Below are 18540 nucleotides of genomic sequence, written 5' to 3' on the forward strand. Positions count from 1 at the left end.
CGCCCCGCTCCGCCAGCCCGGCCATCGCACCGAGCGCCTCGTGGATCTGGCTAAGGAATATCCTATGCGCCTGGCGCAACACCAGCAGGTCGCCCGTCTGCGTGATGTTCTGCGTCGTGGCGCCCCAATGCACCCAGCCACCCGCGGGCTCACCGACGATCCGCGACAACTCCCAAACCAACGGCACGATCGTGTGCCCGGTGCGGCGCGACGCCTCGTCGATACGGGCACGGTCCATCAATTCCAGATGCGCGCCCTTGGCAATGGCCTCGGCGCTCTCTTTCGGGATGATGCCCAGATCGGCCTGCGCACGGGCCAGCGCAACCTCGACGTCAAGCCAGGCTTGCCAGCGATTCTCCAGCTTGAACAGCGCTCGAATGCCGGGATCGCGGACCCGTGCCGCAGTGGACCGATCATCGCTCATGTCATGTCTCCTCTCGTGAGCGCATCGTGTCAGGCCGCGCACTCGTTATCGGAAGTCCACGCCTTGAAACGTCGGGCTGCAAGTCAAAATCACGCGGACCAGCTATCGAATGTGCTCGGCGACCGCGCTCACACGGCCAGGCCCCCGAAATAGGCAGCCGTCATCACCGCCCAACATGCTGATAAATCGAGCCAAGCTGCGTTGCGTGTCGCGCAGGGGCGGGTGGACGCGGGGGAAGTATGCCCCCGGCTTCCTACCCTTTCACCGCCTGGTGCGCCGCAATGGTCGCGATATCGACGATTTGGCTCACCGAAGCATCCATCGGCACCATCTGCACCGCATGCGTCATGCCGATGATCAGCGGCCCAATCGTTCCACCGCCCCCAAGCCGCGGCGCCAGACGGGACGTGATGTGGGACGAGTGCAGCCCCGGCATCACCAGCACATTGGCCGAATCGGTCAGCCGGCAGAACGGGTATAGCTTGCGATAGGCAGGATCGAGCGCCACGTCCGGGCTCATCTCCCCATCGTATTCAAAATCGACCGTCCGGGAATCGAGGATCGCGACCGCCTTCCGCATCGCATCGCTGCCAGCATGCTCCGGGTCGCCGAAGGTGGCGTGCGACAGCAATGCCACACGCGGCTCGTGGCCCAGTCGCCGCGCCGCCGTGGCCGCCCCGACGACGATATCGGCAAGCTGCTCTGGCGTGGGCCGGAAATGCATCAGCGTGTCGGCCATGAAGATGGTGTGGCCGCGCTCACCCAACATCAACGTCAGGCCGAAGCTGATGCCGCCGGGCGCCGTGTCGATGGCATGGCCGATATCAGCCAGGCAGACCGAGGTGGACCGGGTCAGCCCGGTTACCATCGCGTCGGCGTCGCCGGTCGCCACCATGCAGGCGGCAAACACGTTGCGATCCTGGTTGACCATGCGCTGGCAGTCGCGCGGCATGAAGCCCCGGCGCTGCAACCGTCCGTACAGGAACTCGGCATAGAATCGATTCCGGTGCGACAGCCTTGCATTATGGATCTCGATCCCCTCGGCATGGCCTAGACCCAGGCTGGCCATGGTCGCACGCACCCGGTCCTCCCGCCCGATCAGCACCGGGGTGCCGTAGCCGGCATTGCGGAACGCAACGGCGGCCCGGACGATCTTCTCCTCTTCGCCCTCGGCAAACGCCACGCGCTTGGGCTCGGCCCGCACGCTCTCGCTGATCGCGTCCAACGCATTGGCCGTCGGGTCGAGCCTGCCGGAGAGTTCACGGGTATATTTGCGCAGATCGTGCAGCGGCTTGCGGGCGACGCCGCTCTCCATCGCGGCGCGGGCCACGGCAGGGGGCAGCCGGCTGATCAGCCGCGGGTCGAACGCGTTCGGAATGATGTACTCCGGACCGAATTGCAGCCGCTTGCCACCGCCGGCCGCGTTCACCTCGTCCGGCACGTCCTCACGCGCCAACAGGGCCAGCGCCTCGGCCGCAGCAATCTTCATCGGCTCGTTGATCGTGCTGGCGCGTACGTCCAGCGCGCCGCGGAAGATGTAGGGAAACCCCAGCACGTTGTTGACCTGGTTCGGATAATCGCTCCGCCCGGTCGCAATGATGGCGTCAGGGCTCACCTCCCGCGCCTCCTCCGGCGTAATCTCCGGGTCCGGGTTGGCCATGGCAAAGATGATCGGCTTGTCCGCCATCGAGCGGACCATGTCCTGCGTCAACGCGCCCTTGACCGACAGGCCGAAGAACACGTCCACCCCCTCCATCGCCTGCGACAGCGTACGGGCGTTGGTGGCGGCGGCATGGCCGGACTTCCACTGGTTCATGCCCTCGGTGCGCCCCTGATAGACCACACCCTTGGTGTCGCAGAGGATGATGTGCTCCGGCCGCATCCCCATCGCCTTCAGCAGCTCGACGCAGGCGATCGCGGCCGACCCGGCGCCGTTCACCACCAGCTTGGTGTCCTTCAACTCCCGCCCGGTCAGGTAGCAGGCATTGATCAGCCCGGCGGCGGCAACGATGGCGGTGCCGTGCTGGTCGTCATGGAACACCGGGATGTCCATCAACTCGCGCAGCCGCTGCTCGATGATGAAGCATTCGGGCGCCTTGATGTCCTCCAGGTTGATGCCGCCAAAGGTTGGGCCCAAATAACGGACGCAGTTGATGAACTGGTCCACATCCTCGGTATCGATGCACAGATCGATCCCGTCGATATCGGCGAAGCGCTTGAACAGCGCGATCTTGCCCTCCATCACCGGCTTGCCAGCCAGCGCCCCCAAATTGCCCAGCCCGAGCACGGCGGTGCCGTTCGACACCACGGCGACCATGTTGCCCTTGCTGGTGTACTCGTAGGCCAGACTAGGGTCGCGCGCGATATGCAGGCAGGGCTCCGCCACGCCGGGCGAATACGCCAGCGACAGGTCGCGCGCCGTGGTCAAGGGCTTGGTCAGCCGGGTGGCCAGCTTCCCGGCCGGCGCCATCGCATGCATGGCCAGCGCCTCCTCCCCGGAGATACGGGCGGTACGCGAGTCGGTGGGGCTGTCAGCCAATGGATGTTTCCTGTCCTAGCAGAATTATAATTACCCGGCGTATCCCCGGGGTTCAGCCGTTGCCGGAGGAGGGGGTTCGGCCCCCTCGCCGCCTACGCGATCAATTTTGCCCCTGACCAAACGCTAAAGCAACGGCGCAGTGATGCAGCGGGCTTGGATGAAATACAGGCCGATCCGGTGAAGAACCGCGCCGGCGGGTCAGCCCGGGACGTCCCGTGGCCGTTTCTCGAATGGATCGAACGCGGGCGTCCCTAGCGGCGCGAAATGCCGCAGGTTGCGGGTCAGGATCACGTAGCCCCTGACGGCCGCAGTCGCTGCGATCGCCAGATCGGCCAGCCCGGGATCGCTCCCGAGGCTTCGCGCCTGATCCGCGAGCAACCCGATCCGCCGCGCCGTCGCCACATCGATGGGGAGAATGCGGCTGCCATACAAATGCAGCACGGTCTCCAGCCAGCCCGTCAGGCGCTCCGCCTTCGCATGGGCGCCGCTGCGGCGGCTCCGGGCGATGCCGTCCTCCACCTCGGCCACGGTGATCACCGACAAATACAGCCCGGCGCTATTGCGATCCATCCACGCCCGCAGCTCGTGCTGCGGCACCGCCTTGGTCGGCGCGCCTGCCGACAGGACATTGGTGTCGACGAGGTACACGGATCAGAAACCACCCTCGCGCAGCCCACCAGCACGCACCGGCAGGTCATCCAGGTCCAGCCGCGCCTCCATCAGCAGCCGGCCGAACGAGGGCACCTGCGACAGGCGCTGCCACTCCTCGAAGCTGAGCACCACCGCCTCGGGGCGACCATGCCGGGTGATGATGGATGGCTCCCCCTGCCGCGCTTGATCGACGACCGCAGACAGCGTGGCCTTGGCATCCCGCAACTGGATCTTATGCACAGGCTCCCCCATATGACTACTATAGTCACATAGACGGAACCCCAGCCGAGCCGCAAGCCCGGGTATCAGCCAACCGCCGGAAGCGATGCCAACGCCAGGGCGGCGGCTCAGTGGGTCGCGCCGACGAACTCGCGAATATGCCTCCGCCGCCTCTCCGCCGCCGCACGGGCAAGGGGGGCTCCATCCCCGTCCTCGCTGCCCCGCGCCGCCTGCGCCAGCAGGGTCCGACGGCGTCACGATGGTCGGCTCACCCGGCGCCGCTGGGTGACTTATGCTCGCCCTACGGCGCCGATGCCGTATTGCGGAGGATCCGACGCCCATCTCTTCGATGGAGACAGCTAGCGAGCGATCGGCGAAACCGCACGCCAGGCCCTCACCGCAACACGTCGCTCGCCTCCGCCTCCCGGACCAGCCGGTCTGCATCCTCCGGCAACAGCAGCCTTGCATCCCGCAACGACCCGGCCGCCGATCGAACCGCGGCGACGTATCCGTCATGCGTGCCATACCGCTCCGCAATCGACAGCCTCGGATCCCCGGAACCATCGCGCTCGGCCTTCGTCTGCGCCAGCGGAATGAACGAGCCGGAGAGGCCGCACAACTCCCCCGCGCCATACCCGGCCCGGCGTAGGTTCCACCCCGTATAGGTGCCAAGCGGCGCCTGCAGTGCCGTCGGTCGCACACCCGCCGTTTCGTTGCCGTCCGCGTCGACCTTCGGCACCAATGGCCGATACGCGTCGGACGCCACCACGTGCGGCGGCAGCGCCAGGATGCCGGACTGGTCGACCGCCCGGTATTGCGGCCCAAAATCGATCGCCGCTGGCACCAGCGCCCGGGCGGTATAGGTAACGCCTGGTATGGTTGGGAAGCCGATGGCACCCGGCGCCGCCAACTGCCCGGCCGCCAGCGTCGCGATCCGGCTCGGCGGCGGCTCTGTGCCCTCGGCCACCCAATCCTCCATCGCGACCAGCAGGGCGCGCTGGCTCTCCGCGTTGGGGCCGTTGTTCTTGGCGTTTTCACACACCCCGGGCGGGATGCGCTTGGTCTGGCTATCCCACGTCCCGTGCTGCGAGCCAGTCAGGAAATAGGCGCGCACGTTCGGGGGCAAGGTCAGGTCATGCTGGCCGGACGGGTCGACCGCCGTGTAGGCGATCGCGTATTGGCGATATTCCGTCGATGTCCAGGTATTGATGATCTTCGGGCAGGAATTGGTCGCCATGCAACGGTCCAGCAGGCCGGCACGCACGCCCGTCACCGGGTCGGCCTCGCTGGACCAGGTCAGCGGGCGTTCGTGGCCCGGCAGCATCGGCCCCTCGAACAACGTCGTCGTGGCCCCGGGCGCACCGAAGCGGATCGTGATGGGCGTGCGCTTGCCGGACAGGTGCGCCATCATCCCGTCGAAGGCCGGCCGCCCGGCCTCGTCCCGGGTGAAGCCGAGTTGCACGATGTTGCGCATCAGGTTGCCGTCCTGCGACTCCCCCGTGACGACGACGTGCTGCACATGACCTGCCAGCGGGTTCGCGACGCCGGCCTCGTCCTTTGCCTCATGGCGAAAGAACGCGGCCGCATCGCGGATGGCCGACAGCCCAAGCCCCAGCACGAGCGGGTCGCGCGCGGTGTAGGACAGTTCGTAGACCTGGCTCGGGTCGAACCCGTCCCTCGCGCAAATCCGCACCGGGTCGGGCTTGCCGGGAAATGCCGTTGCCTCGCAACCGGCGAACGCCCAGTCCGCCCGGGGCACCTCGACCCATGGCGCGCCCGTGCTGCCATGGTGGCGCAGCGTCGCCCCGGGCTCGTCCAGTTGTGCCGCCGGGTAGGCGACCTGCGGCGCCCCGCCGCCCGCAATCCCGATCGTCTGCTCCGGCCGCTCCACGATCGCAGTCACCCGCACCGGGCCGGTGATGGGCTGGCCGTTCGCGGTGGCCACTGGCGCGTGCAGCCGGATCAGCCCTCGGCCACCGGCGAGATCAGCCTGCCACCCGATATAGAGGACGGAATAGCCCCGGCGCATCAGGAAACCATCGCCCGCATCCGCCCGGGTCGTCGGGTTTACGCTGTCGAGGCCGGCCACATGCGGCGCGCCGACATTATACGCCAGGCCGAGCGTGCGGCCACGGTTGGGCAGGCTGAGGTCGAGGAAGCCGTTGCCCTTTGCCGGATCGATCGGCTTCAGCAGCAGAAAGTCCGCCGTATACGCCACGGTGCCGCGTGGCGTGCGAGGCGCCAGCGACAGGTCCTGGATCAGCCGGTTCTCGTCCTGCGCCGGATCGACCTCGCCGACGATGTGCCCCTCCACCTTCTCGTAAGCACCGGCCGAGCCGAACGACTGGCCTTCGAAATTGGGCGAGGTGACTTTGTCGACGACGATGCGCACGACCCGGGCCTGCGCCGCGGTAGCGCCCAGGCTGGTCAGCATCGCAAGCGCCATCGCGTTCATCCGGCGTGTAATCATCTCGGCTCTTCCTCGGTTGAGCGACTATGCCTCCGCGCCGGGAGATCAGTCCACCGCCCCTCGCTCTCCGACGGTCTGGCATGACCCGCGCGGCGCTCATGGCGGCGCTGAACGAGACGTGCCGTGCGAATGGCATGCACGCGGATGATGATGGCCAGAGCACCCGCGAAGGTGCTGCTAGATCTCATGCTTCAAGCGTTCCAATTGCTGGAGCTGCTTTCGCGCCGCCTCCCCCGGCTTCACCACCAACCCCGAATGCGCACGGTTGAGACGACGCTCCAGTAAGCGTTGCAGTTGGTCCCACATCGTGGTCAGCACCAGGTAGTCCACCGTTGCCGCCGCAAAGACCTCCAGCACGTCGAACCTCACCTGCATCGCCATCTCGCTCCGCCGCATCAGCTCCTCCATCGAGATGACGGAGGTGACGGACGTTGCCTTCAGCAAGCCGTTCACCGAATTCCCCAAGGCAGGAAGGATGATGCGCGCCACCTGCGGCAACAGCACGCGATGCAGCGTCTGCCCACGCGACAACCCCAGCGCATTGGCCGCGTCCCGCTGCCCGGCGGGAATGGCAAGGAAACCACTACGCATGATCTCCGCCATGTACGCGGCCTCGTTCAGCACCAGCGCGATGATGACGGACGATATCACGCCGAACTTGATACCGATCTGCGGCAAGCCCGAGTAAATGACCACGAGTTGGATCAGGAGCGGCGTGCCGCGAAAGAACCAGACGTAAATCCGGGCAATCCTGCTGGCCACGCCATTGCGGACGGACCGCAACAGCGCGATGACCAGCCCGAACGCCAGCCCCCCGGCCAGCCCGGCGACCGCCAGGCCGGCCGTCACCAACGCGCCGCGAAGCAAGAACGTGTTTGTCAGCGCGCCGAAAAAATCGAGGACGTCGAAACCCTTCATACCCCGCGCGCGCCTAGCCCGGCCCGGTGCCCCGGATGCTGAAGCTATCGGCCGGCAACTTGGTCAAACCGTAGCGGTCGAACAGCGCGTCATAGGCGCCGTCTTTCTTCATGGCGGTCAGGGTGGCCGCGACCTTCTCGGCCACCGCGCGGTTGCGGAACACCAGGGTCGTCGGGGCGCCGCCCAGCCCCGTCGCGGTGATCTCCACCACACCGCGGCGCACGATCTCCTTGGCTGTCTGGTCGATCAGGATCGCCGCCTCGATCTGCCCAGCCCGCAAGGCCGCGATCACATCGGTGGCGGTCGTAAAGGTGCGGATATCGATCGGCTTGCCACCCTTGGCGACGATGTCCTTGTCCACGCCGCGCAGCCAACGCTCCTGATACGCATTCACCTCCACCCCGGCCGAGCGCCCTGCCAGCCCCGCCTCGTCGCTGATCTTCAGGCCCGACCCGGCGGCAACGGTGATGCTGATGGCCTGCTGCGCATAGGGCACCGTATAGGCGATCTTCGACCGCTCCTCCGTCCAGAACATGCCGGTGTCGATACCGTCGAACCGGGCAGCGGCCAGCGCCGGGAACATCGGCGGAAAATCCATCCGGACAAACGCCATCGGCACGCAAAGCCGGCGTGCGACCTCTTTCATCATGTCCACGTTGAGGCCCTGCAACTCGCCGCTGGCATCGACGAATTGCTGCGGCGGCAGAGTGGGATTGATCGCCATTTGCAGCGACGCAGGCGCCACCAGATCCGCTGCCGGGATCGCCGGGCTGCAGGTCTGCGCGGCAACCCCCAGCGGCAGCAGAAGGGCGGCGGCAAGGAACCACGGAACACGCATGGAACGAACCTTCTGGCAGGATTTGACACGGAGATCGGACGAATGTTGTTTGCACGACGCAAGATTGATGCCAGGGGAATTGAAATGGCGCAGCAGACAGCGTGGCGTGCAGCGGCGGCAGCCCGCGGGCTGGGCGTGCGCGACCTGTCGGACCACGTCGGCATCGCTATCACCGGATTGGACCTGGCCCAGGCAATGGACGCGCCAACGGTGTCAATGCTGCGCGCCGCCTGCGCCGAGCGCACCGTCATCCTGTTCGCGCAGCAGCAGGCGCTCGACCCCGCCGGCTATCTCGCTTTCGCTCGCCGGTTTGGTGGCCGGCCGGACTTGCATTCCCAACGGCATTACTGCCTGCCCGACCACCATGAAATCTTCGTCGTCGGCAACGCGCAGGAAGGTGGCAAGAAAATCGGCGCCTCTCGTGTAGGGCTGAATTGGCACACCGATCACTACCATCTGCCCGAACCCGGCCTGTTTACATTCCTGCACGCCTTGCAAGTGCCCTCGGTCGCGGGTGACACGCGTTACGCAAACGGAATGGCGGCTTTGGACGCGCTGCCGGCCGACCTGCGGGCCCGCATCGACCCGTTGCAGGTGCTACATAGCCGAGCCCGCCTTTTTCGCATGCTGTTCCCCGAAGCGAGCGAGGCGGAGATGGAGGCGGAACGGCAAAAAGTGCCAGACGTGATTCACCCGCTGGTGCGCCTGCACCCGGAACTGCAGCGGCACGGGCTTTATCTCGGCGGCGAGTGGGGCTCCACCATCCTCGGCTTGGCAGAGGCCGAGGCGCAGGTCTTGTTCGATTCTCTGCTGCAACACCTCATCGCCGATCCCTTTTGCTACCAGCACGCCTGGCAACCCGGCGATGTGCTCATGTCCGACAACCGATGCAGCATGCACCGCGCCAGCGAGTGGGACGAGGCATCGGAACAACGCCGCCTGCACCGCATCATCTTGATCGACGATCAGCGGCCGGTGCATTGATCACGGAGGCCGGGCGTAGGCCGTTGAGGTGACGGCGATACGGTGCCACTGCCTGCGTAAGGACCAGTGCCCCAGCCAACGAGGCCACCACCATGACGAGCGCCATGGAAGAGGCCACCCCATAGGCCGCCGGGAAAACATGGTCGTTCAAAAATCCAACCAGCGCGGCCCCAAGCGCCAGCCCACCCAGTGAGTTGCACAGCAGGAAGACCGCCGACACGCGCGAGCGCATCCCGGGCGGCGGCACCAACTGCATCACCACCGTGGAGGTCGGCACCGGGAACGGGCTGAAGAACATCAACACCGTCAGCACCGCGATCCCGGTATTCCCAGCGCCAACGAAGGGCAGCACCACTGCGGCCGCTGCCGTGCAGACAGCACCCGCGATCCCGACCCAGAAAGGCGCGGCGGACAAGGTGCGCCGGGCCAGAAGATCCATCATCCAGCCGCTGACGAGTACGCCCGCAGTGCCCGCAGTGATTGATAACAAGCCCAACAATGTGCCGCTTCGCTGCGGAGACATGTGATGGACTCGAATGAAATACGCCGGCGCCCAACTCAACAACGAGAACGTGCTCATCGCCAGCAGCGTGAAGCCAAGCATATGCGGCACGAACAACGCCCGATGCCGCGCAAGCAAACGCAGCACATCCGCGCTGGAAAAAGGCGGCTCGGTGGCGACCGGGCGCCTGCCGCCGGGAAACGGCTCATGCACCAACCGCAGGATGGCAGACGCGATCAACAGACCCGGCGCCCCGACGAGCAGAAAGCAAACTTGCCAGGGCCGGAAGATATGGCCCAGCAGAGTGACGTCCCCTGTTTGGCTGAGCGCCGCTATCACCGACCCACCAACCAGGAAGGCCAGGCCAGACCCGATGAACAAACCGGTCGAGAAGGTGGAGAGGGCCCGGCCTAATTTCCGCTCGGGAAAGAGATCTGCCAGCAGAGAATAAACCGCCGGTGCCAGCGCCGCCTCCCCTGCCCCAACCAGGACACGTGCGGCAAACAAGGTGGCAAATGACGACGCCAGGCCGCACGCCATGGTCGCCACGCTCCAGAGTACGATACCCCAGGCGATCACCAGCGGGCGTGACACGCGGTCGCTCAGCGTGGCGATCGGTAGCCCGAGCGTGGCATAGAACAGCGCGAATGCCAGCCCGGTCAGCAACCCGAATGCCGTGTCCGAAATTGCGAGGTCCGCGCGGATCGGCCCCACCAGCAAGGACAGCACGAGCCGGTCGATGTAGGAAAAGATGTAGGCCAGCATGCACAGGCTGACGGTGAGCCAATTCGATCCCTTGCGTCGTCCAGCCAAACCCTGCACCTCCCCAACCCAAATCGTCCGCCGCATCCCGCGCCACCCCTCGGTTCAGCCGAGCATACCTGCAGATACTTTACAAACTGGCGCGCAACGGCCGGAAGAACGCCGCCACGTCGGCGGCCAATGCCTCCGGCTGTTCCATTGCAGCGAAATGCCCACCCTTCGGCATCACGCTCCAGCGTCGGAGATCGGTGAAGGTCTGCTGTGCCAGCGAACGGGGCGGCCGCACCATTTCGGCGGGAAACGCGGCATAGGCGGCTGGCACGGCGGTGGTGGCGCCCTCCGCAATCTGCCACCCATCATGCATGCGCGCATAATACGGCCAGAACGACGACCCGATGGCCCCGGTGAACCAGTAGAAGCTGATATTGGCCAGCATGTGATCGCGGGAAAACGCTACCTCGACATCGCCATCGCAATCCGACCACGAGCGGAATTTCTCGACGATCCAGGCGGCAAGCCCGACCGGTGAGTCGGACAGGCCGAACGCCAGCGTTTGCGGCTTCGTGCCCTGAATGGCGGAATAGCCAGTGCCTTCCCTCAGCCAATCCCACAGGTTGGCGTGGTAGGCACGGCCCTCCTCCGTCGCCATATCCGCCTTGGCGAGGTCCCGCGGCAACGGCATCATATTCAGATGAATGCCGATCAGCCGTTCCGGATAGGCGAAGGCCAACCGGGCGGTGATCGTCGATCCCCAATCGCCACCCTGCGCCGCGAACCGCTTGTAACCCAGCACGTCCGACATCAGCGCCGCAAAGCAATCGGCCATCGCCTCCACGCTGAACCGGGGCTGCCCCGGCTGGAACGACAGGCCGTAGCCCGGCAGCGACGGGGCGATCACCGTGAACGCATCGGCCGGGTCGCCACCGAACCGGGCCGGGTCGGTCAGGCGCGGGATGATGTCCAGGAACTCGAAAACCGACCCGGGCCAGCCATGCGACAGCAGCAACGGGCACGGGTTCGGGCCCTTGCCCGGCACATGCAGGTAATGCAGCTGGATCCCGGACAACGCCAGGGTGAATTGCGGGAACTCGTTGAGCCGGGCGACCTGGTCCGGCCACGAGAAGCCGTCGCGCCAATACGTCACCAGGTCCCGCATATAAGCGGGGTCGGTACCGGTCGTCCAAGCCTCGCCCGGCGGCTGTTCGGGGAACCGGGTGCGCGCCAGGCGCTGGTGCAGGTCGTCGAGCGCCCCCTGGTCCACTTGCAGGCGAAATGGTGCCGGCGTCTGGCTCATCGTCGTTTCCCTTCCTCGCGATCCGATGTCGAATGTCAGGCTTGGACCACGGCCACGCCGTCCGCAAGCGGACCGACCCTTTTCGCCACCGCCTGCTCCGGGGGCGCTCCCAGACAGCAACGGCGTAGCGGACGGCAGTAGCTTTAACTCTCCACACTCGCCGGGCTATGAGTTCGATGCCACGCCAAGCGCCGTGCGTGATCGACGACGAGAAGGAAACTGACATGACCGACCGAATTCTCATCTGGGGCGCCGGCGCCATAGGCGGCACGGTGGGGGCGTTCCTCGTCAAGGCTGGCCACGACGTGACGTTCGTCGACATCGCGGCCGACCACCTCGCCGCCATTCGCGACCCGGCGCGTGGCCTGGCGATCAGCGGCCCGGTCGAGACCTGCCGCATCAGCGCGCCTGCCTTCCTTTCAGCCGATCTCGTAGGGCAGTGGGACCACGTCTATCTCTGCGTCAAGGCGCACAACACGCTGGCGGCGGCGCAGGCCCTGCTGCCGCATCTGTCGCCCGGCGGCTACGTCGTCTCGCTCCAGAACGGCCTGTGCGAGGATATCATCGCGGGCGTCGTCGGGCGCGAGCGGACGATCGGCGCCTTCGTGAACTTCAGTGCGGATTGGATGGGGCCGGGCGACATCATGTTCGGCGGTCGCGGCGCCTTCGTGCTGGGCGAGCTGGATGGCACGACCACCGACCGGCTCACTGCCCTGCACGGCATCATCCGCAGCGGGTTCGAACCCAACGCCATCATCACCGATGACATCCAATCCTACCTTTGGGGCAAACTCAGCTACGCGGCGATGCTGTTCGCGCAGGCGCTCGGTCAACTCGGCATCGCCGATTGCCTTGCCCGCCCAGAATTGCTGCCTCTGTGGCGGGATCTCGGCCGCGAGGTCTTTACCGTCGCCGCCAGCATCGGCGTCGGCCAACGCGGCTTCAACGGATTCGACCCGGCCGCCTTCGCACCCGGCGCGACCGAGCAACAGGCGCGGGCCTCGGTGCAGGCCATGGTGGATTTCAACCGACCCAACGCCAAGACGCATTCCGGCATCTGGCGCGACCTCGCCATCCGCAAGCGCCGGACCGAGGTAGACGTGCAGGTGGCGCCCGTGGTCGAGATTGGTGCGGCAAACGGTATCGATTGTCCCAGATGCCGCAGGCTCACCGCGATGATCCACGAGATCGAGGACGGCGCGCGCCCGATGACCGACGACAATCTGCTCGTGTTGATGAACGGGTAATGGCGGCATTCGTCTTGCATGGGGGTAACGACGCCCCTGTGGAGGATGATCCGATGCCGGTCTTCAGTCGCCGCTCTGCGTTCGCTCTGCTTTTGCTGTCTGGCTCCGCCCTCTCCCTCCTGCGTCCGGCCGCTGCCGCCGATGAGAAATCGGTGACGATCGGGGTCGACCTGCCATTGACCGGCACGCAGGCCGACACGGCCAATCTCGTCCGCTGGGGCATGCAATCCGCCGTGGATGAACTGAACGCCAAAGGCGGCGCCGGCGGCTATCACCTGAACGTCCTGATGCTGGATGACGGCACCACGACGGCAGGACAATACGACCCGGCGCAGGCCGCGATCAATGCGCGCAAGATGGTATCCGACACCACCGTGGTCGCCGCGATCGGCCCGATGAATAGTGGGTCGGCCAAGGCGATGACGCCGATCCTGAGCCAGGGCGGGCTGGCCACCATCACGCCGAGTTCCACCAACCCGGACCTGACCTCCCCCAAATTCGCCGCGATCTATCACCCGGTCGGCCCAGTAATTTTTTTCCGTACGGTCACCACGGATGCGTATCAAGGCCCCAACATGGCGAATTTCTTCGCCGAAACGCTGAAGCTGAAATCCGTCTACATCCTGGACGATAGCGGCGCCTACGGCGTGGGCCTGGCCGATGCGTTCGAGGGGCAGGCCCGCAAGAAGGGCCTCACGGTGCTGGGCCGTGACCGGCTTGACCCGAAGCAGGCCGATTATTCGGCGATCCTGACCAAGATCAAAAGCCTCGCACCCGACGCGCTCTATGTCGGCGCGGATGCGCAAGCCGGCGTCAAGCTGATGAAGCAAGGCTACGACATCATCCCCAGCGTGGTGAAGGGCGGCGGTGACGGGTTCTTCGGCCCGGAACTGCTGACGGCAGGCGGCTTCCCCGCGGCCGAGGGATGGTATTCAACCATCGCTTCCCCCCACGTGACGGAAAACCCGGACGTGGCGCCCTGGGTGCAGACCTACACCGACAAATACGGCCGCCAGCCCTCCGACTACGCCATCACCGCCTATGACGGCGTCAAGGTGATCGCCGACGCGATCGACCGTGTGGCCAAGACCGGCCCGGTAACCCGTGCAGCCGTACGCACGGCAATCCAAACGGCAAAGGTGCCGACATTGCAGGGTGTGGTGTCGTTCGACGAGAATGGCGACCTGGCATCCCGCACCGTCAGCGTGTTTCAGATCAAGCACGACGAAAAATTCGCGGCGGGTGACGTGATCCATCAATACAAATATATTGGCGTGGCACCACAGGAATAGACCCTATGATCCCGACCGCGCCCCGCCTGGACCGCATCAAGCCATCCCCCAGCGGCACCATGTCCCAACGCGCCAGGGATTTGCGTGCCGCCGGGGTGGACGTGATTACCCTGTCGTCGGGTGAGCCGGATTTCGATACGCCGGAGCATATTGTCGACGCGGCGGCCGCGGCGATGCGCGGGGGCCAAACCCGCTACACCAATATCGACGGCACCCCGGCGCTGAAGCAGGCGATCATCGGCAAGTTCGAGCGGGAAAATCAGCTCCACTTCAAGCCGGAGGAGATCATCATCGGCACCGGCGCCAAGCAGGTGATCTTCAACGCCTTCATGGCGTCTCTCGCCCCGGGTGACGAGGTGATCATCCCGGCGCCGCACTGGGTATCCTATACCGACATCACCTTGCTGGCCGAAGGCGTCCCCGTGGTCCTGCCCTGCGCCCAGAACCATGGCTTTCGCCTGCAGCCCGGCGACCTCGCCGCCGCCATCACCCCGCGCACACGCTGGCTGATGCTGAACTCCCCCAACAACCCGACCGGCTCGGTCTACACGCGGGAGGACCTGGCTGCCCTGGCGGAGGTGTTGCGGCAGCATCCGCAGGTCGCCATCATGACGGATGATATCTACGAACATCTGCTATTCGACGGCCGGGCGTTCGTGACCATGGCCGAGGTCGCTCCCGACCTGAAGCCGCGCACCTTGACGATCAATGGATGTTCCAAAGCCTACGCGATGACGGGCTGGCGTATCGGCTACGCCGGCGGCCCGGCCAATCTGATCAAGGCGATGACCAAGCTGCAATCGCAAAGCACCGGCCCGACATCCAGCATCAGCCAGGCCGCCGCCGTGGCCGCCCTCAACGGTCCGCAGGATTTCATCTCCGTCCGCGCCGCCGCATTCCAGGAACGGCGCGATCTCGTGTTGGGATGGCTCGGCCGGGTAAAAGGCTTGACCTGCTACCGCCCCGAGGGTGCGTTCTACGTCTATGTCGGCTGCGCCGGCCTGTTGGGGCAGAAGCTCCCGGATGGCGGGACGATCGAAACCGACACCGATGTAGCGCTCTACCTGCTGGAACACCGCGTCGCGGTGGTGCAAGGCGCAGCCTACGGCCTCTCGCCCTATTTCCGTATCTCCATCGCCACGTCCACAGCCCTGCTGGAAGAAGCGTGCGCGCGAATTGCCGCGGCCTGCGCAGCCTTGACCTAACGACCCCAAGCGCCCGTTCTCCGGGAGAATTGTCCCGGAGAACGGAACCGCTCTCCAACCCGCCGTAACGGCAGGACCGACTGGTTCTTCAGCAGCCCGCCGCCCGAGGATTCGTCAGGCACGGAGAGTTGGGACCAGTACGCAAGCCCGTCACGGATCCCGCCCCATTCGTTGTCCCGACATTCGGGATATCGTGAAGAACCGACTGGCCGCCACCATTCGATGACGTAACACCGCTATCCAGGCTGCGGGTCTCTAACGAGCGTTGCCGCCCCTCCGCGCAACCAGCCAGCGCGAGGCACAACAGAGCCAAAGTCGCTACGTGTTTCAAGATCCAGGTTTCCTTCGTTATTGGTTGGCGTGACGCAAAGATTGAATCTGGGTTGGACCATGATCATGGTCGTTGCGACGTAAGACTACAATCCGAACTTTTTGCTGGTTGTTACGACGAAGCGAGCCCTACGGCTGCAGCCGAGGCCGCGGCTGGCCGCACCAGCGGCTGGCGGCAGACTGTATTCGTCAACCATCCTGGCACTCTCGGCAATAGTCGCATCGATATCCTGTAGTAAGACGAGCTGTCTGTACAAATCGACGTGCCGTATCCCCATGCGCTCGCCCAGCAACTCGATCGCGTTGATGATCTCGAACGTCACCCCGGGGCTATACTGGACCAACTCCCGGTGCCGTGCGTGGAACACCGTCGCCAGCGTGGTCACCCCGGCTGCCTCCGCCGCCGCAAACTCCTGGTCCCGCAAATCCCGCTTGAAGTCCGGTAGCTCGGACAGGCTGTTGGACATCACGCCCGCCCGGGACCGCGTGGCGTATGCCCGCACGATCTTCCTCGTCTATTATCGATCCCTAGACCGGCGAAACTCTTTCAGCCATCCCTATCCCGTGGCTCAGGGTCTTGCCGGTGGAGCGACCTCCGCAGATGTCTGGCCGGATGCTGCCAGCGCGTTGGCCACGAACCCCGAGGTCTTCATCGCCTCCACGAACTTGACCACGATGGGGAGCCCGGCTGCGTGGGTGAGGGGAATGCCCATCGCCTGCTCGATCTCCTGAAAGTGACCCGGCAGAAGTCGCATCGAAGGGTTTGCTGCCGCGAGTTCGGCCAAGGGCTGCCGCACGCCGGCCAGAACCTCCGCCTGCCCGGCGTTGAATGCGGCGACCGCCGCCGCCGTGTCTTTCGCGCGAACCAGCGTGGCGTGATGCAGTGCCCGCGACAGGTACAGATCATAGGCGCTGCCCTGCGCCACCGCGATGCGGATCCCGGGGGCATCCACCGCCTCCGTCGCCTGCAGGGTCGAGGCCTTGGGAACGACGTAGCTCCCCTCGATCACGACATAGGGCGGAGTGAACGCGATGCCAGTGGCGCGCTGCGGGTCGATGGCAAGGAATGCCACGTCCCACCGATCGTCCGGTAAGGCCTTGGAAACGTCCCCAGCCTCATGAAAAATGACGAACTGCACGGGAAGACCGAGTTGCTTGCCGAGCGCCCGCGCCAATTCAGCCGAGACGCCCTTCGGATCGTCTTCGGTCGAGCCGCGCTGCGCCAGCACCGGATTGCCGTAGTTGATCGCCGCCCGAAGAACGCCAGCGGGAGCGATAATTTTCGCCGCGTCGGCTTGTGCCAGCGCCGGTCCAGCCGCCGCCACCAACAAGGCAATGGCACAGTACAGCCGCATCATAGCGCTGCCTGCCAGGCGATCGGCACCAGGCGGTAACCTGCCGAAGCCCGCTCTACATGTCCAAGCGACGGAAACGCAAAATGGTAGCCCACCACCAGCAAGCGGTCAGCGGCGGCCATGTCGTAGATTGCATGGCGCGTCTTGGCCGCTTGGTCCGGATCATGATCGTACATCACGTGCCAATCTGGATTGCGCAAGAAGAACTCCGGGATATTCGTCACGTCGGACTGCACCAGCAACCGGGCAGACCCTGATGACACGGTGAAGGCGGTATGGCCAGGTGTGTGACCCGGTGCGGAAATCGCTGTGATGCCAGGCGCTACTTCAGTGTTCCACTTGAAGCGGCCGATCCGCTCATCCAGCCCGCCCAGCACTTTGCGCGTGTTGGCGAAATAGGCCTTCGTGACGGCGTCGTTGGCCTGCGCCATATTGGTATCGCTCATCCAGAACGTCCAGTCAGGCTCCGGCGCAAGGATACTGGCGTTGGGAAAGGCGATGCTGCCGTCTAGGCGGCGCAGCCCATTGGTGTGATCGGGATGCAAATGCGACAACAGCACGATATCGATCTGTTCCGGCGTGACACCAGCCGCCTGGAGGTTTCCCAATAGCTGCCCAATCCCAGCCCCGGCCGCCGGACCATTGCCAGTGTCGATCAGGACCAGCTTGCCTCCAGTGTTGATGAGCGTTGGGTTGAACGGCACCGTAACGCTTCCCGGCGGCATAAACGCCTCCGACGCTGCGACGATGGCCTGGTCGTGCGGAACGTTGGTGACGAATTGTGCCGGCATCGCAAAGCTACGCTCGCCGTCATGCAGCACGGTTACCTGGGCGTCGCCAAGCTGGAAGCGGTAGTAGCCTGGTGCCTGTGTCGAGGCGAATGGCGCCGCCGCCCGGCCCAGGCGCGGCGCGAGCAACGCGGCGGCCCCTCCCATGGCAGCGGATGACAGCACCGCCCTTCGGCTGGTTTCCATGAAATCGCCCCCCATTCGTTGAAGCAAGTATAGCCGAGCCACGGGGCGCTACAATGCCACGGCGTTGTGGGCGCCCAATGGGCTCGCGCGCGCGGCTCTCATCCACCGATAATGATTTTCGGAACCATCGAATGTCCCGTTTGAAATTCCAAACCATCTGGAAGCCGACGACCCGTTTCGTCAAATTCTCGCCGGCATATAAAATGGTGTTTCCGACGTCATAGAGCGCCTGTCCCCGCGTCTGCAGAGCAGTCGTCGCGATACGCCCCAATCGATGCTAGAGCCGGAGAATTCTGCCACTCGCGGCGACGCCGAGCAGCAACGCCGCCACCAGCAACAGTGCAAACGAAAGGCCGGCGGCGTGGCCAACCAATCCGATCGCAGCAGGTCCGATCAAGATGCCGGCATAGCCCAGGATGGTAATGGCAGGAACCGCTGCATGTTCCGGCATCACCGTCTGGCGCCCCACGGCCGTATAGAGAACCGGCACGATGTTTGAGCACCCAGCACCCACCATCGCATACCCAAACAGTGCC

15 protein-coding genes and 2 pseudogenes are annotated in these 18540 nt (G+C 65.3%); 4 read left to right on the forward strand and 13 right to left on the reverse strand.

Annotated features, from left to right (window positions below):
* The 7 genes and pseudogenes from GSQ76_RS31350 to GSQ76_RS21835 all read right to left on the reverse strand — a co-directional run.
* Positions 1-424 (reverse strand): annotated as a pseudogene (locus GSQ76_RS31350) (lyase family protein); the annotation flags it as partial.
* Between the two features lie 253 nt (positions 425-677).
* Complete coding sequence (locus GSQ76_RS21810) at positions 678-2903, reverse strand: NADP-dependent malic enzyme (protein WP_158746248.1); 2226 nt, start codon at positions 2901-2903, stop codon at positions 678-680.
* A 258-nt stretch (positions 2904-3161) separates the two neighbouring features.
* Positions 3162-3611 (reverse strand): PIN domain-containing protein, encoded by a 450-nt coding sequence (locus GSQ76_RS21815; RefSeq protein WP_158746227.1) that lies wholly within the window; start codon positions 3609-3611, stop codon positions 3162-3164.
* A gap of 3 nt (positions 3612-3614) precedes the next feature.
* Positions 3615-3854, reverse strand: a complete 240-nt coding sequence (locus tag GSQ76_RS21820) for a type II toxin-antitoxin system Phd/YefM family antitoxin (RefSeq protein WP_158746228.1) — start codon at positions 3852-3854, stop codon at positions 3615-3617.
* A gap of 373 nt (positions 3855-4227) precedes the next feature.
* Positions 4228-6303, reverse strand: coding sequence for an alpha/beta hydrolase domain-containing protein (locus tag GSQ76_RS21825; RefSeq protein WP_158746229.1), 2076 nt, complete (start codon positions 6301-6303; stop codon positions 4228-4230).
* Positions 6304-6480: 177 nt separating this feature from the next.
* Positions 6481-7221, reverse strand: a complete 741-nt coding sequence (locus GSQ76_RS21830; protein WP_158746230.1) for an amino acid ABC transporter permease — start codon at positions 7219-7221, stop codon at positions 6481-6483.
* Between the two features lie 13 nt (positions 7222-7234).
* A complete protein-coding gene (locus GSQ76_RS21835) occupies positions 7235-8059 on the reverse strand; it encodes an ABC transporter substrate-binding protein (RefSeq protein WP_158746231.1) in 825 nt (274 codons plus the stop codon).
* 84 nt (positions 8060-8143) lie between these two features.
* On the opposite strand from GSQ76_RS21835, the gene GSQ76_RS21840 reads away from it, so the two are divergent.
* A complete protein-coding gene (locus tag GSQ76_RS21840; protein ID WP_158746232.1) occupies positions 8144-9043 on the forward strand; it encodes a TauD/TfdA family dioxygenase in 900 nt (299 codons plus the stop codon).
* Here GSQ76_RS21840 and GSQ76_RS21845 read toward each other — a convergent pair.
* Positions 9009-10394 (reverse strand): MFS transporter, encoded by a 1386-nt coding sequence (locus tag GSQ76_RS21845; protein WP_158746233.1) that lies wholly within the window; start codon positions 10392-10394, stop codon positions 9009-9011. The genes GSQ76_RS21840 and GSQ76_RS21845 overlap by 35 nt on opposite strands.
* Before the next feature lie 43 nt (positions 10395-10437).
* Entirely contained in the window at positions 10438-11601 is a 1164-nt protein-coding gene (locus tag GSQ76_RS21850) for an epoxide hydrolase family protein (RefSeq protein ID WP_158746234.1), read from the reverse strand.
* Positions 11602-11825: 224 nt separating this feature from the next.
* Between GSQ76_RS21850 and GSQ76_RS21855 the strand changes: the two genes are divergently transcribed.
* From GSQ76_RS21855 to GSQ76_RS21865, 3 genes are read left to right on the forward strand one after another with little or no spacing between them, the layout of a single operon-like run.
* Positions 11826-12848 carry a ketopantoate reductase family protein gene (locus tag GSQ76_RS21855; protein WP_158746235.1) on the forward strand — a complete coding sequence of 341 codons (1023 nt, stop codon included), beginning with the start codon at positions 11826-11828 and terminating at the stop codon, positions 12846-12848.
* A 53-nt stretch (positions 12849-12901) separates the two neighbouring features.
* Positions 12902-14140, forward strand: a complete 1239-nt coding sequence (locus GSQ76_RS21860; RefSeq protein WP_158746236.1) for a branched-chain amino acid ABC transporter substrate-binding protein — start codon at positions 12902-12904, stop codon at positions 14138-14140.
* 5 nt (positions 14141-14145) lie between these two features.
* Positions 14146-15345, forward strand: a complete 1200-nt coding sequence (locus tag GSQ76_RS21865; protein ID WP_158746237.1) for a pyridoxal phosphate-dependent aminotransferase — start codon at positions 14146-14148, stop codon at positions 15343-15345.
* A 416-nt stretch (positions 15346-15761) separates the two neighbouring features.
* Here the strand turns inward: GSQ76_RS21865 and GSQ76_RS21870 are convergent, their stop codons facing one another.
* The 4 genes and pseudogenes from GSQ76_RS21870 to GSQ76_RS31355 all read right to left on the reverse strand — a co-directional run.
* Entirely contained in the window at positions 15762-16178 is a 417-nt protein-coding gene (locus GSQ76_RS21870) for a hypothetical protein (RefSeq protein WP_158746238.1), read from the reverse strand.
* Between the two features lie 66 nt (positions 16179-16244).
* A complete protein-coding gene (locus tag GSQ76_RS21875) occupies positions 16245-17033 on the reverse strand; it encodes a transporter substrate-binding domain-containing protein (protein WP_158746239.1) in 789 nt (262 codons plus the stop codon).
* Positions 17030-18004, reverse strand: coding sequence for an MBL fold metallo-hydrolase (locus tag GSQ76_RS21880; RefSeq protein WP_158746240.1), 975 nt, complete (start codon positions 18002-18004; stop codon positions 17030-17032). The genes GSQ76_RS21875 and GSQ76_RS21880 overlap by 4 nt, the downstream gene beginning before the upstream one ends.
* A 277-nt stretch (positions 18005-18281) precedes the next feature.
* Positions 18282-18540: pseudogene (locus GSQ76_RS31355) on the reverse strand (MFS transporter); the annotation flags it as partial.

The organism is Acidisphaera sp. L21, assembly GCF_009765685.1.
Classification (GTDB): domain Bacteria; phylum Pseudomonadota; class Alphaproteobacteria; order Acetobacterales; family Acetobacteraceae; genus LMUY01.

Excerpts from the sequence above, each read along its gene's own strand:
- GSQ76_RS21810 (WP_158746248.1), bottom strand. The coding sequence starts at position 2,903 with ATGCATGCGATGGCGCCGGCCGGGAAGCTGGCCACCCGGCTGACCAAG.
- GSQ76_RS21825 (WP_158746229.1), bottom strand. The coding sequence starts at position 6,303 with ATGATTACACGCCGGATGAACGCGATGGCGCTTGCGATGCTGACCAGC.
- GSQ76_RS21830 (WP_158746230.1), bottom strand. The coding sequence starts at position 7,221 with ATGAAGGGTTTCGACGTCCTCGATTTTTTCGGCGCGCTGACAAACACG.
- GSQ76_RS21835 (WP_158746231.1), bottom strand. The coding sequence starts at position 8,059 with ATGCGTGTTCCGTGGTTCCTTGCCGCCGCCCTTCTGCTGCCGCTGGGG.
- GSQ76_RS21840 (WP_158746232.1), top strand. The coding sequence starts at position 8,144 with ATGGCGCAGCAGACAGCGTGGCGTGCAGCGGCGGCAGCCCGCGGGCTG.
- GSQ76_RS21845 (WP_158746233.1), bottom strand. The coding sequence starts at position 10,394 with ATGCGGCGGACGATTTGGGTTGGGGAGGTGCAGGGTTTGGCTGGACGA.
- GSQ76_RS21850 (WP_158746234.1), bottom strand. The coding sequence starts at position 11,601 with ATGAGCCAGACGCCGGCACCATTTCGCCTGCAAGTGGACCAGGGGGCG.
- GSQ76_RS21855 (WP_158746235.1), top strand. The coding sequence starts at position 11,826 with ATGACCGACCGAATTCTCATCTGGGGCGCCGGCGCCATAGGCGGCACG.
- GSQ76_RS21860 (WP_158746236.1), top strand. The coding sequence starts at position 12,902 with ATGCCGGTCTTCAGTCGCCGCTCTGCGTTCGCTCTGCTTTTGCTGTCT.
- GSQ76_RS21865 (WP_158746237.1), top strand. The coding sequence starts at position 14,146 with ATGATCCCGACCGCGCCCCGCCTGGACCGCATCAAGCCATCCCCCAGC.
- GSQ76_RS21875 (WP_158746239.1), bottom strand. The coding sequence starts at position 17,033 with ATGATGCGGCTGTACTGTGCCATTGCCTTGTTGGTGGCGGCGGCTGGA.
- GSQ76_RS21880 (WP_158746240.1), bottom strand. The coding sequence starts at position 18,004 with ATGGAAACCAGCCGAAGGGCGGTGCTGTCATCCGCTGCCATGGGAGGG.